This window comes from Massilia endophytica (assembly GCF_021165955.1).
Classification (GTDB): Bacteria; Pseudomonadota; Gammaproteobacteria; order Burkholderiales; family Burkholderiaceae_D; genus Rugamonas; species Rugamonas endophytica.
In genome coordinates this window covers 4,510,943-4,525,023 of record NZ_CP088952.1, presented here as the reverse complement: position 1 = coordinate 4,525,023, position 14,081 = coordinate 4,510,943, and the positions used below count along the sequence as shown (strand labels likewise).

Annotated in this window: 16 protein-coding genes; 9 read left to right on the top strand and 7 right to left on the bottom strand. The window is 57.6% G+C overall.

Translation table 11 applies throughout. From position 1 onward, the window contains the following. The first annotated feature begins 716 nt into the window (after positions 1–716). Positions 717–1,931, top strand: a complete 1,215-nt coding sequence (locus LSQ66_RS20690; RefSeq protein WP_231767052.1) for an ImmA/IrrE family metallo-endopeptidase — start codon at positions 717–719, stop codon at positions 1,929–1,931. Position 1,932: 1 nt separating this feature from the next. Beyond that, positions 1,933–3,042: a beta family protein gene (locus LSQ66_RS20685; RefSeq protein WP_231767051.1), complete on the top strand. Its 1,110-nt coding sequence runs from the start codon at positions 1,933–1,935 to the stop codon at positions 3,040–3,042. 94 nt (positions 3,043–3,136) lie between these two features. Here LSQ66_RS20685 and LSQ66_RS20680 read toward each other — a convergent pair whose 3' ends face one another. Beyond that, a complete protein-coding gene (locus LSQ66_RS20680) occupies positions 3,137–4,144 on the bottom strand; it encodes an HNH endonuclease (protein ID WP_231770167.1) in 1,008 nt (335 codons plus the stop codon). Positions 4,145–4,277: 133 nt separating this feature from the next. Continuing rightward, positions 4,278–5,228, bottom strand: a complete 951-nt coding sequence (locus tag LSQ66_RS20675; protein WP_231767050.1) for an alpha/beta fold hydrolase — start codon at positions 5,226–5,228, stop codon at positions 4,278–4,280. A gap of 152 nt (positions 5,229–5,380) precedes the next feature. Between LSQ66_RS20675 and LSQ66_RS20670 the strand changes: the two genes are divergently transcribed. From LSQ66_RS20670 to LSQ66_RS20660, 3 genes are all read left to right on the top strand, one after another. Then, on the top strand, positions 5,381–6,220 hold the full coding sequence (locus LSQ66_RS20670) for a helix-turn-helix domain-containing protein (RefSeq protein ID WP_231767049.1): 840 nt from the start codon (positions 5,381–5,383) through the stop codon (positions 6,218–6,220). A 136-nt stretch (positions 6,221–6,356) separates the two neighbouring features. Continuing rightward, entirely contained in the window at positions 6,357–6,830 is a 474-nt protein-coding gene (locus LSQ66_RS20665; RefSeq protein ID WP_231767048.1) for a YbhB/YbcL family Raf kinase inhibitor-like protein, read from the top strand. Between the two features lie 41 nt (positions 6,831–6,871). Beyond that, positions 6,872–7,519 carry a dienelactone hydrolase family protein gene (locus LSQ66_RS20660; RefSeq protein WP_231767047.1) on the top strand — a complete coding sequence of 216 codons (648 nt, stop codon included), beginning with the start codon at positions 6,872–6,874 and terminating at the stop codon, positions 7,517–7,519. Between the two features lie 30 nt (positions 7,520–7,549). Here LSQ66_RS20660 and LSQ66_RS20655 read toward each other — a convergent pair whose 3' ends face one another. Beyond that, the gene (locus LSQ66_RS20655) at positions 7,550–8,263 is read right to left on the bottom strand and encodes a hypothetical protein (protein WP_231767046.1); all 714 of its coding nucleotides are present in this window, start codon (positions 8,261–8,263) and stop codon (positions 7,550–7,552) included. A 192-nt stretch (positions 8,264–8,455) separates the two neighbouring features. On the opposite strand from LSQ66_RS20655, the gene LSQ66_RS20650 reads away from it, so the two are divergent. Further along, entirely contained in the window at positions 8,456–8,785 is a 330-nt protein-coding gene (locus tag LSQ66_RS20650) for a cupin domain-containing protein (protein WP_231767045.1), read from the top strand. Here the strand turns inward: LSQ66_RS20650 and LSQ66_RS20645 are convergent. Continuing rightward, positions 8,766–9,809, bottom strand: a complete 1,044-nt coding sequence (locus LSQ66_RS20645) for an NAD(P)H-dependent glycerol-3-phosphate dehydrogenase (RefSeq protein WP_231767044.1) — start codon at positions 9,807–9,809, stop codon at positions 8,766–8,768. The genes LSQ66_RS20650 and LSQ66_RS20645 overlap by 20 nt on opposite strands. A gap of 122 nt (positions 9,810–9,931) precedes the next feature. Between LSQ66_RS20645 and LSQ66_RS20640 the strand changes: the two genes are divergently transcribed. After that, the gene (locus LSQ66_RS20640; RefSeq protein WP_231767043.1) at positions 9,932–10,705 is read left to right on the top strand and encodes a hypothetical protein; all 774 of its coding nucleotides are present in this window, start codon (positions 9,932–9,934) and stop codon (positions 10,703–10,705) included. An 8-nt stretch (positions 10,706–10,713) separates the two neighbouring features. Here the strand turns inward: LSQ66_RS20640 and LSQ66_RS20635 are convergent, their stop codons facing one another. Beyond that, on the bottom strand, positions 10,714–11,799 hold the full coding sequence (locus LSQ66_RS20635; RefSeq protein WP_231767042.1) for a T6SS immunity protein Tli4 family protein: 1,086 nt from the start codon (positions 11,797–11,799) through the stop codon (positions 10,714–10,716). A 61-nt stretch (positions 11,800–11,860) separates the two neighbouring features. Beyond that, positions 11,861–12,448 carry a T6SS immunity protein Tli4 family protein gene (locus tag LSQ66_RS20630; protein ID WP_231767041.1) on the bottom strand — a complete coding sequence of 196 codons (588 nt, stop codon included), beginning with the start codon at positions 12,446–12,448 and terminating at the stop codon, positions 11,861–11,863. A 3-nt stretch (positions 12,449–12,451) separates the two neighbouring features. Here LSQ66_RS20630 and LSQ66_RS20625 point away from each other — a divergent pair, with 3 nt between their 5' ends. Together LSQ66_RS20625 and LSQ66_RS20620 are read left to right on the top strand one after the other, a co-directional pair. Further along, a complete protein-coding gene (locus tag LSQ66_RS20625; protein ID WP_028103033.1) occupies positions 12,452–12,766 on the top strand; it encodes a transposase in 315 nt (104 codons plus the stop codon). Further along, positions 12,763–13,584: an IS3 family transposase gene (locus LSQ66_RS20620; RefSeq protein WP_231766975.1), complete on the top strand. Its 822-nt coding sequence runs from the start codon at positions 12,763–12,765 to the stop codon at positions 13,582–13,584. The genes LSQ66_RS20625 and LSQ66_RS20620 overlap by 4 nt, the downstream gene beginning before the upstream one ends. Here the strand turns inward: LSQ66_RS20620 and LSQ66_RS20615 are convergent. Next, complete coding sequence (locus LSQ66_RS20615) at positions 13,573–14,067, bottom strand: hypothetical protein (RefSeq protein WP_231767040.1); 495 nt, start codon at positions 14,065–14,067, stop codon at positions 13,573–13,575. The two genes, LSQ66_RS20620 and LSQ66_RS20615, sit on opposite strands and share 12 nt — an antisense overlap. Positions 14,068–14,081: the final 14 nt, after the last annotated feature.

Genomic DNA, 14,081 nt, shown 5'->3' with positions numbered 1-14,081 from the left:
CCCACCAACATGCAACGGCTGGGAACACTTGACCGTGCAGCAGGCCTGCAGCGCAACCTCAACGAAGTAACTCCAACGACGACGTGTTCCTGGGCAAATGTTTGATGGCCATGAGCAGTGAGCTGGTTCATCCTATTGGAAACACCGCCTGTGCCGTGAGGACCTTACCAATTTCCATCTAGCTTGCGATGTCGGAGCAACCTCTTACCCCGGCATGCACGAGTGGGCCTCGACCTTCCTCACAATCCTGTCTCTATCCAGCGTCTTGTCCAAATTCCAATCGCAAGGAATGTCAGCGCCCATGGAGTAGGCGTATGCCCAAAGTATCAATACGATTGACTACTGTATGTATATACAGTATCATGAAAAAGTTCTCAATTTGGGAACTTGACGAAAGCCGTGCTGAGCAATAATATGTTCCCATATCGTGAACTTTAGTGGGATTATGAAACTGCTCGGTAGGAACCGCCTGCAAGCGCTGTACGGTTTGGATGACCAGACCGATAAGTGGCTTCGCAGCTGGGTATCGGAAATTTCGCATGCGAACTGGAAGCATCCGAGGGATGTTCTTCTTCAGTTTCCACAGGCAAAAAGTGTGGCGGACGGAGTCTTTTATTTTCGCGCAGTAAACTGCGCCAAATACATTGAGATCTCGGTGACATTCCCACTCGCTGTGGCCATCGTAACCGACTTGAAACCCGTAAATTGAGATGTTGATGGAAGCCAAAGTAATTCGCTCCGAAGAGCAGCATCAAGAGTACTTGCTCGAGATGCAAAGGTTAATTGCCAATAATCCGGCAGTTGGCAGCGTAGATGCTGAACGCTTAGAGTTGCTGAGCGTCTTAGTGGAAGCATATGAGAATCAGAAGTATCCGATAGAGGCCCCTGATCCTATCGACGCCATACATTTCCGTATGCAAGAGCAAGGGCTTAGGCAAGCCGACCTAGTTCAGTATTTTGGGACCCGCAGCAGAGTCTCAGAGGTTTTGAGTCGGAAACGGCCCCTGACGGTGCATATGATTCGCGCCCTTTCGGTTGGGTTAGGCATTTCTGCTGAGACCTTGGTTGGAATTGAGCCTACGGATGCGTCTACTGGTGGGAAAGACGACATAGATTGGGCTGACTTCCCTGTGAAGGAAATGATGGCCCGGGGGTGGTTGAATAAGCTCACAAACAAAGCGGTTCAGTCTGCTGAGGACCTCGTAAAGGGCTTCATAGCGGATGCGGGAATGCAGTTTGGCAGTGCGGCGTTTAGGCGTAGTCTACATGGGGACGCTTACTCCCCGAGTACGAAGCATGCCTTGTATGCTTGGCTGGCAAGGGTGATTCAAAAGGCCCGGGAGAGAAAATCTAGGGTTGGCCCTTTCAATCCAGAGACTTTGGGACCCGCGTTTTTGCGCGAATTAGTGCAACTGAGTTGGTATGAGCATGGTCCAGCGCTTGCGGTCGAATTTCTGGAAAAGCACGGAATAGCGGTCGTTGTCGAGCCAGCGTTAAGGGGAACACTTCTGGACGGGGCTGCGCTACAGGATTCGGATGGAATGCCGGTGATTGGACTGACCTTAAGGTTTGATCGTCTGGATAATTTTTGGTTTACCTTGTTGCATGAAGTTGCTCATTTGTGGAAACATGTAAATATAGAAGAACTTTTCCTTGATAATTTGGATTCTTCTTCTGAGGATCGACGCGAGTTAGAGGCGAATCGAATTGCTAAGGAGGCTCTAATTCCACGTGTAGCTTGGAAGAGGAGCGATGCTTACCTGAATCCGAATTACGAAACAATTGACAAATTGTCTAGAGAGTTGCGAATTCATCCTTCGATCATTGCTGGGAGATTAAGGAAAGAGCGCGAGAATTACACGGTATTCAATGATCTTGTTGGGCATAACCAGGTGCGTAAGCACTTCAATTTGTTAGAAATCGAGGCTTAGTATGGATCTACTTTACGTCCCAATTTTGCCGGCAAAGCAGGGGGAGTTCGCAGCGCTTTCGAACCTGCAACCATCATACAAATCTCGCATTCGACCAGTTTTTGACGTGCCCAATCCTGGACCCGGTAAGCCACGCGAGATGCCAATGTCGCGAACTGCGGCTAAAGCAGGTAAGGCCTGGGGTGGTAAGGAGGCATTCCTTGATATTACGAAGTGGAAGTCAAACGCACGTACAGAGAGCGGAATTCATGTACTGGAGTATTCCTTTGCGCAGTTTCGTGCGGAAGGCGTTCAGGTCCACCCGGTCGTCGGTTACGATCGTTGGGATGACCCTGAGTACAGTCAGGCGTTGAAGAATATCGCTGCATCACACACAGTGACTCCTTGCATCCGCCTCGATCGAGAGTCGCTCGAAGACACTTACGACTTGTCGTATTTTAGCGAACGTATGGGCGCCATTTTGGTCGAGCTTGAGGTTGAGCCAAAAGACTGCGTCGTGTTGGTTGATTTGGGCGATGTCTCGAAGGCCTCAGTACCAGACGTGCTGGGCGATGCGGAGACGGCAATCGACGCTGTTCGTTCGATCGGATTTGAGACTGTAGTCATTGCTGGGAGCTCGATGCCTGCCACCATCAATTTGGCTGTTGATGAGCCGGACGCAGTCGGTTGTATTCCTCGCATCGAAATGATGGCCTGGAAGGCCATCTTTGAAGATCGAAATGACTTGAAGATTGTGTTCGGCGATTATGCCGTTCGCAACCCAGATGCGCTTGACGGAGTACCAGCACCGCATGCTAATGCGAAGATTCGTTACACGATCAGCAATCAGACCTTTGTCGTGCGCGGTCATTCGAAGAAAATTACTCGCTTGGCAATTCAGAACACAGAGTTGGCCTGTATTCTCGTTTCATCGCATCACTACATGGGACCAACCTTTAGTTGGGGCGACAGTCAAATCTTGCAATGTAGCGTTGGTGCCGTTGAGATGGGTTCCCCGACAACTTGGATTGCCATTGACAGCAATCATCACATTCAGGCTGTGTTGACTGAGGTGTTTGAGTTTCAACGACGTCATATCCCTGGAATGCCAACCTCTGCTTCGAGTGTGTGAGAGCTATTGGACTGGGGCTAAGTCTGCAACGCAACGCCAGTACAACTATGTCTCGTGTATTCAAACGCATGAGGCTGCGCCGTCCCTGTGCCCCCTACCTCAAGACCAATTGCGAATGGTAGTCCAGAAAATATGCTTGCTCCGAGTTAAACTTGCCTACGTTCTGAGTCTCGTTTATGTTCCACTTCCTTAGAATAGTTCGATCCAAGCGAGGGGACACTAGCATATCGCCGTTGCTTCTGAAGCTAAGCAGACCGCGATCAAACAAGTGATCAACGTGTGGCGCTAAAAGAAGGCCGTTGCACCCGTTCAGCTTTTCTTCATCCGTGCTGTCCTTCCACGGTTTAATGTGGCTCGCTCGCAGATGGCGTGGGTCGGTAATTCCAGTTACACGACAGCTTTTCTCGTTGAGCCGAACATTCGCTTTGAAGAGCCCTTGCCCTCGCCGCGATTTAACGAGCTGCTCCTTTTCCGTCACTCCGATATCCGTACGCCCTTTTATTGCGGCCTCTACCCGATCCGCCGCCAGCTCAATCCAGTCTACCGCCCCCTCCAACAATCGCAAGGTGCTGGCATAGCTCGGACCTATAAGCTCAATCACGGCATTCGCTAACGTATGATCGATCCTCGTAAGGTAGACAGACTGATATCCGTTCCCATTACGCTGTAACGGGGAGTATTTCTCAGGGAGCAGTGGCCGAAGCGTCACAATGTGGTCTTTCGGGCGAACCACATTAGCTAGCTCGGCGAATTCCACGGGGATCAGCCAACCCTCCTCTGCCCAGTTTGCACCTGCGCTTCCAAAGTTCGGCTTCACTGAGGTTTGAGCGGGTGCCGTCGCGATACCGATCGCTCGAATCCGGGTGTCGCAAAAAGAGAAAACGAGGTCGCCCGCGGATACCTCACACATGAAGTCATAGAAAGGGTTCCGGTGCCCGTTTGACTTAGTTTTGGGAGACCATAGATAGTGGCCACCAATCTCAAACTGATAGGTCTGATTTTGATTGACCCACCAGAATCGCCTCGCGTTCAGCACGGCGTTCGTATTGTCTACATTCGTCGTGTGCGTCCCGGCGTTTCCACCATCCCCCGAATCCTCCATCAAAGATCCCTCCAACAGATGAGCTTGCTTCGGAGAATACCTCCACTTAGTTACTTTCTCAATAGTTGGTTATCCATGACGTGTTTTTGGTAGCTAACGCTACGACCGCATTTGGGTCGAATGAGGGCAATAGTCACCGCATGCCCCACACCCGCCTGGCTTCCGCCGCAATAACGCTTGGATACTCCTCTTGGAAGAACAGCTTTGCTTCGGGAATGACATGCACGCCCTGAGAGCGTGGGAAGATGCGGTCGAGGTACGCGGCATCGGTCTGCGGAAATAGCGTATCGCTCCCGCCCCAAACGATACGTACTGGCACCGTGCTGTGGGCGAGCCTGCTCTCGATGCCAGCCAGGGGATTCGGCGTTAGGGCAAGGTGATACCGTTCGTACTGCGAGCGCCGCAATGGCGAGCTCACGAGTGGCTGGACATAGTAGTCAATGATCTCGTCGGTGAGCTGCGCTGGGTTCACAAATACCGCTGCACCAAATGTGGCACGTGCTTTTGCTCTATCAGTCAGCCATTCGGCCGTCATGTCGGCAAGCGTGCCCGCCCGGGCCATGTCGAGGATTGGCTTGATGCCTGGCGGAGGGCTGTTCGGTTCCACGTCGCAGTTCGTCAGTAGCAGCGTGCGAACGCGCTTGGGGTAGTGGGCCACAAAGAGCTGCGCTACTGCGCCGCCGCTGTCGCTTGCAACGATGTCCACAGCCCGGATGCCGAGCGAATCCAGAAGTGCTACGAGCATTTCCAGCTGCGCTCGTGCATCGAGCGCTTGGTGCTCCGGTACCTCGGAGTAACCGAGTCCCATGAAGTCCGGCGCGATGCAGCGGCGATACGGCGAGAGAAGGTCAATCGCGCCGCGCCACTGGAAGCTATTGAGTGGAGCTCCGTGAAGGAACAGCGCCGCATCGCCCGTGCCTCGGTCGACGTAGGCGATACGCCCGAACGAGAGGTTGGCGTACTTGCGCATGGCGCGGAAGGCCTTGGCATCGGTGGCTGGCGGCTGCGCAGCACGGGCGGTTTGGACGAGGGAGACAGCGGCCAGCGTAGCTCCGGTCAGCTGCAGGAAGTGTCGACGTTTCATGGGAAGCTCCAGTAGGGAAATCACGAGGAAAGAGCCTAGCAATCCGGGCCCTTCCTCGCACGCACCTGCAGCCGAAGTCGAGCACAAACGGCTGATTATTTGTGCGGCCAGAGGCAAGCCGCACGCCCAGAACGGACGTACAATCGAACGCGATGAATACGCGCCCAGCCTGCTATCCCGCTCCGCCATCCGCTCTCGCGGCCGATGGTCGGGTGGCGTTGCCGCTGCTGGACGTGCTCACCTCCCCGGTTCCTGAAGGGCGCTTCGATTCGCCCGTCGACCACCGTCATGTACTCTGCCTGCATCTTGGGGCGCCTGTGCCCGTGTCGTACCGCGCCGGCCAGCATGAGCGGCAGGGAGTTCGGCTGCATGGCCAATTCTGCGTGGTGCCCGCTGGCTCCAGCACGCGCTGGACCCTTACCAAGCCCGCGACCTCGCTGTTACTGCGCCTGTCGCCATCGCTCATGGCGGAAGCAGGGCAGGGCGGCGATCTCGCCTCCCTGATCCATATTCGCGATCCTCACATCGAGCGCATCGGCTGGATGATGCAGGCCGAGGACCACAATGCCTATCCGGGCGGACGTCTTTTCGCGGACAGCCTTGCGACGGCGCTGGCAGCCCGGCTGATAGCAGTACAAACGGGCGCCGCCGAACACGCGCCAAGGCGCGGCCATGCTTTGCCCCAGTGGCGTTTGCGGCAGGTGCTGGACTATGTTGAGGCGCACCTTGCGCACGACCTAACCCTGGCGGAGCTTGCTGGCGTGGCAGGCTTCAGCCTGTCCCACTTCAAGGCGCTGTTCAGGGAAGCTACTGGAATGCCAGTGCATCGTTTCGTGCTCGAACGACGCGTTGAGCGCGCCCGTACGCACATCCTGCAAGGGAAAATGAGCGCCACCGATATCGCGCTTGAAACCGGCTTCGCTCATCCCAGCCACATGGCACGCTGCCTGCGCCGCGTGCTGGGCCTGAGCCCTGCGCAGTTGCGGCCTTAGGCGGTGGCGGGATACGCCGCGCGCAGCTGGACTCCCTTGCCCCTGGCGCCTCCGGTGTGCCATGAAAGCCCGCAGTGGCTTAAGCTGCGCAGACATAGATCGGCTGTCAAACGCAAGTGCTTTGAAAGGGACAAGCATGAGTCTGACACTTACCTCCACCGCATTTCGTGACGGCGAGGACATGCCTTCTGTTTTCACCTGCGACGGCACCGATGTGTCGCCGCCGCTGGCCTGGTCGGGCGTGCCGACTGGAGCGAAGAGCCTTGCGCTGATCATTGAAGATCCAGACGCGCCGGACCCGGCGGCGCCGCAAAGAATCTGGGTGCACTGGGTGCTGTACGGCATACCGCCCGACGCTATCGGCATACCGCAGGGCGCAGGCCACGGAAACCTGCCGCCAGGCGCGCGCGAAGGGCGCAACGATTGGAACAAGGCTGCCTATGGCGGCCCTTGCCCGCCGATTGGCCGGCATCGTTATTTCCACAAGCTGTATGCGCTCGATATCGAATTGCCCGACCTGGGCACCCCCACCAAGGCACAGCTGGAGAAGGCAATGCAGGGCCATGTCATCGAACAGTCGGAACTGATTGGCCTCTATCAAAAAAGCTGAGTGCGCGGAAGCGTCACGGTTAAGGTTGAGATAGCAGAATCATGGCATCGGCGCACAGCGAACTAATCGGAATCAAGGCCGGCTCGGCCAGCATGGAAGGCATGCTCGAACTGCCTTCTGACTTGATCGGCATCGTCCTGTTCGCGCATGGCAGCGGCAGCAGCCGCCTGAGCCCCCGGAACAACTATGTCGCTGGTGAACTGCGCAAGGCCGGGATAGGCACCTTGTTGCTCGATCTGCTCACGCAGCAGGAAGACCAGAACTACCAGACCCGCTTCAATATTGCCCTGCTTACCGAGCGCCTGGACATTGCCGCCGACTGGCTGCGCCAGCACCCCAGCGGTGCGGCACTGCCGCTCGGTCTGTTCGGCGCCAGTACTGGCGCTGCAGCAGCCTTGCAACTGGCGGCAAAGCGCGGACCGGATATCGCCGCAGTGGTTTCACGCGGCGGCAGGCCTGATCTGGCGGGCAAGCAGGCCTTGGGGAATGTGCGCGCGCCGACCTTGCTGATTGTCGGGGGGCTTGATGATGGGGTAATCGAACTGAATCAGGTCGCCTACGCCACCCTCCAGTGCGAGAAGCATCTCGACATCGTCCCCGGAGCTACTCACCTGTTCGAGGAACCGGGAACCCTGGAAGCAGTTGCGGGACTCGCCACGAACTGGTTTGTGCGGCACTTCGGGGCATAACGGACGAGCTGTGCCGCCTGCATTCGGCTGTCAGGGGACGGCAAAGCCACGCACCTTGGGCGGCAGGCCTTCCAGGCGCTGCAGCCACGGCCACATCAAGGCGGTTGTCGCAAGCATCACACCGAATACGATGTGCACAAACAGTGGCGTGCCGATGATGACGGGCTCCGCGAACAGGCCTTGCTGCAGCAGTCCGTTCAGGAACTTCAACTTGTAGAACCAGATCACAAGCAGGGGCACGACGCAGAAGCCAGCCACATACCAAGCCCGCCGGTGGTTTGTCAGCGCGCGGCATGCCATCACAATTGGCGGCGCGCAGAAGAGCAGTGTCAGTGCGAGCGCACCCCAGCGGGCAGCGCCTTCGGGCAAACCGTCGAACATTCGTAGCAGCATGATCTTTTCATCGCCGCCACCCATCACGGCCGTGAAGATGCGCGCGAAGGGCAGCGGCGCAAACACAAGCGAGAACGCGAGCGATTTCTGGGCCGTCGATTGGGCACGCTGCAGCAGCCATACGCCAAGCCACATCACCAGGTAGCTGAACAGCGGCCCGGCCAGCGGCGGCGCCCAGGGCGGCGACTGGGGGCCGTCGGCGCAACTTAGCCAGTTGTTGAAGTCGCGCGGGCCGTAGCAGCCGGTGATGAGGCGGCCCACCGTGATATGCGCCTGCTCGTGCAGCTCGCTCACGACGCCGTTCAGCGCGAAGAAGGCAATGAAGTATTGCCACGTCAGTCGGACTTTCATTGTTATCTCAGCAATTTAGTTGCCGTCAGCATACTATGCAACGGAAAACCATTGGTCGGTAAACTGTCGCGATCTTGTCGCTGCCTTGCAGATTTCGATGACGAGTTGCTGAATTATGAGGCAACCCATCGCGCGTCGCCCGAATCGATGCGCTGCTAACATAGCCATAAAGATCAGACGCAAGGAGCAGTCATGGCGCTACAGCACGCATCGTCGGGCCAGGTGTTTCAGATCCGGGACGGCGCGGAAGATTTGTCCCAATTCTCGTCCATCGCACTGGTGAAGACCGAGCAGATGGAACTGATCCGCATGGTCATGCCGGTCGGAAAGGGCATGCCGGAGCATTGGGTAAAGGGCGAAATCACCTTGCAGTGCCTGAAGGGGGAGATCGCCTTCGATGCCCACGGCCGCACGGTCACGCTGCGGGAGGGCGAAATGCTGTACCTGGAAGGCGGCGCGGCGCATGCCTTGCGCGCCGTCCAGGATTCGGTGGCCCTGCTGACTATTTTGCTGAAGGACTGATCGCCTCGCCCCGCGGATCGCGCGCCAGCATGCGGGCGACGAGGTCTTGCGGCTTCTCGCCGTCGAACAGCACGGCGGCCACAGCGTGGGTGATGGGCATTTCCACGCCCAGCTTGGTGGAGAGCTCGCGCACCGCCTTGGCGCAGGGCACGCCTTCGGCCACATGACCCAGTTCGTCGACGATTTCCTGCAGGGGCTTGCCCTTGGCCAGGCCAAGGCCCACACGGCGGTTGCGCGAGAGGTCGCCCGTGCAGGTGAGAATCAGGTCGCCCATGCCGGTCAGGCCCATGAAGGTCTCGATATTGCCGCCCAGCGTGGCGCCGAGGCGGGTGATCTCCGCCAGGCCGCGCGTGATCAGTGCGGCGCGGGCGTTCATGCCCAAGCCGAGGCCGTCCGCGATGCCCGTCGCAATCGCCAGCACGTTCTTCACGGCGCCGCCCACTTCCACTCCAATTACGTCCTCGCTCGAATACACGCGCATGGTGCCGCCGTGGACGGTGCTTACCACGCAGTCGCGCAGCTTTTCGGAGGTGGAAGCGATGGTCAGCGCGCAGGGCTGGCCGCGCGCCACTTCCTGCGCGAAGGAGGGGCCGGAAAGGGCGCCGCTGGCGATGTCGTCGCCCAGCACTTCCTTGAAGATCTGGTGCGGCAGCAGGCCAGTTTCGTATTCGAAGCCTTTGCACAGCCAGACCAGGTTTGGAATCTTGCGGCCTTTCAGTGCGGCCAGCAGGGGGCGCAGGCCGGCCACCGGGCAGGCGGCGATCAGCAGGCCGTCATCGCCAGCGTGGGCGACGGCCGCATCGAAGTCGGCGGTCACGTTCAGGCCAGTGGGGAAGGGGAAGCCTGCGAGGTAGTGCTTGTTCTCGCGGTCGGCCGCCATTTGCTGCATGGCTTGCGCGTTGCGGCCCCACATCAGCACATTGTGGCGGTGGGCGACGCTGATAGCGACGGCGGTGCCCCAGGCGCCGGAGCCGAGGACGGCGATCTTGCGCTGGCGGGCGGTGGATTTGTCAGATTCTTGCATGACGCGAAGTATAACTCGTGCAAGGCAGGAAGCCGCGACAGTTCGGTCATAGGAAAATGGTTGCCAGATTCACAGGGAAGCCACTACCATCATCGGGCTCCGCCATCATTCCGACTCCCCACATGCCATTTGTCCTGATCCTCAAGCTCTTCCTCGTTCCCTTCCTGATCTACATGGTGACCCTGGCGGGGCGGCGCTGGGGGCCGGGCGTTGCGGGCTGGCTGTCCGCCTTTCCTATCGTTGCGGGGCCGATCCAGCTGACGATCACGCTGGAGCAGGGCGCGGACTTCGCAGCCACGGCGGCAGAAGGAACCTTGCTGGCGGTAGTCGCCATCCTGGTATTCAGCCTTGCCTACGCGTGGGCGTCGGGGCGCTTTGAGGTGACGGGCTCAATGATTTGCGCGCTGTTTGCGTACGCCCTGACTGTAGCGGGTTTGCAGGCAATCCATCCGCCGCTGGTCGCCTGCTTTGTGCTGGTCTGGGGCGCCTTGCTGCTTGCTCTGCGACTGTTCCCGGATGTGGCGCCCGAACCCGGCCGGAGCCCAGTGCAGGGCAACGATCTACCGTGGCGCATGCTTGCCGGGGCCGTGCTTGTTCTATCGGTGACGTTTGCCGCATCGAGCCTTGGGCCGCGTTTGAGCGGCTTCCTGGCGATGTTCCCGGTGATGGGAAGCGTGCTGGTCGGCTTCTCGCACGCCCGCTCAGGGCGCGCGTTTGCTGTAAGCCTTATGCGTGGAATGGTCTACGGCTATTACGCGTTCTCGGTCTTCTGCCTTGTGGTGGCATTGGCGTTGCGTGATTGGCCGATCGCTTTGACCTTTGGAATGGCGTTCTGTTTTGCCTTTGGCGTGCAGATCGCGGTAAAGCGACTGATGAACATGCGGCGCCCTGCCTGAGCAGCCAGCTATTTCGCCGGTGTCGTAACAGGCCTCACCCGAAGCGAGTTCGTTAGCCTATCCCAGATATAGACTGCTTCATCGTCCGTCACACTGGGAGTGACGGCACCGGGGCGGTTGTTTTTCACACCAGTGTTGAGGTCCATGTCTATTGTCGGAATATAGGCGTTTTTCGGCTCACCTAGCGCAACGAAGTTAAAGTGATGCGATTCTCCTTCGTGTTTTTGTGGCGGAAGATGCGCTAACACTTCGTAACCCGACCAAGGTTTGAGGATGCGTTCACCGCGGCGAAGTGTTTTGATTTTGGCGTACCAAGCACCCATCCCCATCTGGATCGCATCGCGCTCAGCTTCCCTTAGCCGGGGCTCGAGGGCATCGGATTCAATCTTTCGGCTCTTGCGAACCATTTCGAGGGAGAAGTGCACGTCGGGGAACTCGGCTAGCCGTACACCCAGTTGGACGCGCTCAACGAGGTAGTGCTCAGCATCATGTACAAGCGCCCCGTCGATGCAAAAGCCGCTCTCTGTTGGAACGGAGTTGTTATCACGAGGTCTCAATCGCGCAGCAGCTTCATTGATCTGCGAAAGGTGCTTTGAGTAGTATGCTCGATCGGCGAAGACGTTTGCCGACTGGAGAAAAAGATCGTTGCCAACTCTTGTAAACGACTTGATATGGTATTCGTCACCCGCAGCCGCACTAAGATCAAACAGGATTCTTTGTCCGGGTACTGGACCGTCTATCACTTTACCTAACAAGGATTCGGGCTCAAGTAGCTCGTTACTCACCCTGTATCTCTCTTTTTCCAGCGCTTTCAGGTATTCGTCAATGATCTTGTCGGCATTGTTGCCGTCGCCTTCCAAGCGATATGTTTGATAAGGAGTGTCGGCGCGACCGAATATCACAGTGGCTGATTCAGGAACATCCAACAGGAACCGGCCCGCGCACACAGTGCGCATTTTCTTGAAGAGGACACTTACGCGATCCGATGGTGATGGGCTGGCTGCTTTTGCAGTGCTGTGAACGATTAAAGGAATGGCGAGGACGCACACGACCGCGATAGCCGCAGCGTTGCCGCGCAAAAGATGAGTATTCATTTCTCTATCCTTGTTCCGTACCACACCCCGAGGACGTTGGATATGGGTACTTACGTGGTGATTAGTTTGGCGATGGTGATATGGGTCTCAGACGAAGGGAATTCGTCAGTCGATCCCATATGTAGACTGCCTCATCGTCCGTGACGCTTGGCCTGGCCGCGCCGGGACGGTTTTGCTCCACGCCAGTGTTGAGGTCCATATCTATCGTCGGGACGTAAGGGTTCTTCGGTTCGCCCAACGCGACGAAGTTGAAGTGATGGGATTCACCCTCGTGTTCCTGTTCGGGCATATGAGCCAACACCTCGTAACCGTTCCAAGGTTTGATAGCGCGCTCGCCGCGCCTCAGCATCTTGATTCTTGCGTACCAAGCCCCAAACCCCATGAGCATCGCTTCTCTCTCGGCTTCCTTCAACCTGGGCTCCAGGGCATCAGATTCGATCTTGTCGTTCTTCCGAACCATTTCAATCGAGAAGTGGACATCTGGGAATTCTTTCAGGCGTACGCCAACCTGGATTCGTTCAATGTCGGACTGTTTGGCATCGCGCACGAGCGCGCCATCAATGCAGAACCCGCTTTCGGTAGGAATCGTGTTGTTGTCTCTGTAATGACCCAGTGAATTCCTGCTCAGGTGATAATACAGAAAGGACATCACGTGAGCATGGTCATGGAAGAGGAAGTAAAACGTTGGACGGCGAAGCGCAAAGCGGCGCTGGTCACTGAAATCATTCAAGGTAAGACCACCGTGGCAGAGGCCAGCCGGGCCTTTGATATGCCGCCTTCGGAGATCGAAGAGTGGGTGGATGAAGCCAAGCGGGGCATGGAGAACGCCTTGCGGGCAAAACCGCTCGACGTCCGCGAGCAGTACGAACGCCAGATCAAAGAGCTTCAGGAAGCCTACGGTGAGGCGATGCTGGAACTGCGTGCCAGAAAAAAGCTGGCGTCCCTGCTGGGCGAGGAAGAGAAGTGATCGAAACGATCCGCCAGGGACTAGCAGAAGACGGATTCAAAGTTTCGATCAATAAGCTGTGCCAGTGGTTCGACATGCCGCGCCGGACGGTGTACTACAAGTCCGTCAAGGCGGCGCCGAAGGTGCAGCCGCGCTTTGCCGAACCAATCAAGGCCATGATCAACGAGGAGCCATCGTTCGGCTATCGCACCGTGGCGGCCCTGCTGGGCTTCAACAAGAACACCGTGCAACGCATCTTCCAACTACGTGGCTGGCAAGTGAAGAAGCGGCCGATCGGCTTTCGTCCGCGTGTGCAGGCCTTGCCTTCGGTGGCGACGGCTCCGGACCAGCGCTGGGCGACCGACATGTGCCGCGTCTGGGCTGGGCGCGATGGGTGGTCAGTGCTGGCTTTGGTGATCGATTGCCATACCCGTGAACTACTGGGCTGGCATCTTTCCCGCTCCGGCAAGGCTAAAACGGCGGAGGCGGCCTTGGAACAGGCCCTTATTGCCCGCTATGGCACCCTGGGCAAAGTTACAGCGCCATTCTTGTTAAGGTCGGACAACGGCTTGGTTTTCACCAGCCGCAGCTACACCAGATTGGTGCGCAGCTATGGCCTGCGCCAGGAATTCATCACGCCTCACTGCCCCGAGCAGAATGGCATGGTGGAGCGCGTCATCAGGACGCTGAAGGAGCAGTGCGTACATCGGCACCGCTTCGAAAGTTTGCAGAACGCCAGCCGGGTCATCGCCGACTGGATTGGCTTCTACAACAACCGGCGCCCGCATCAGGCGCTGGGCATGAAAACACCCGCTGAGGCGTTTAGATTAGCGGCTTAAGTTGAGCAGGAACCGCTGGGTCATTACATCTCGAGCGACCAGTCTTGCCGCGGAATCGTTTATTTCGGCGAGATCTCTCGAGTAGTAACTGCGATCGGCGAAAGTATCTACCGACTGCAGGAACAAGTCTTTCCCTACTTTGGTGAGAGACTTGAGGTGGTACTCTTCGCCGCCACCGTCGCTGAAGTCGAACAAGATCTTCTGTCCCGGCACGGGCCCGTCGACAACCTTTCCGAGCATGGAGTCGGGCTTGACGAGCGCGCCGTACGCCAGGTCCTTCCGCTCGTTCAGCCTACTTATGTATCCGGCGATGATCTTGTCCATATTTTCTGCATCGCCTTCATAACGGTAGGTCTCGAATGGCGTGTCGGTACGCCCAAAGGCGACGGTAGCTGAATCGGGGATGTCCAGCAGGAAGCGGCCAACGCAAATTGTTCGAGTCTTGTTGAACAGGGCGCCGATGCGCTCGGAGGGAGGTGTCATCGTTGATCTTCCCG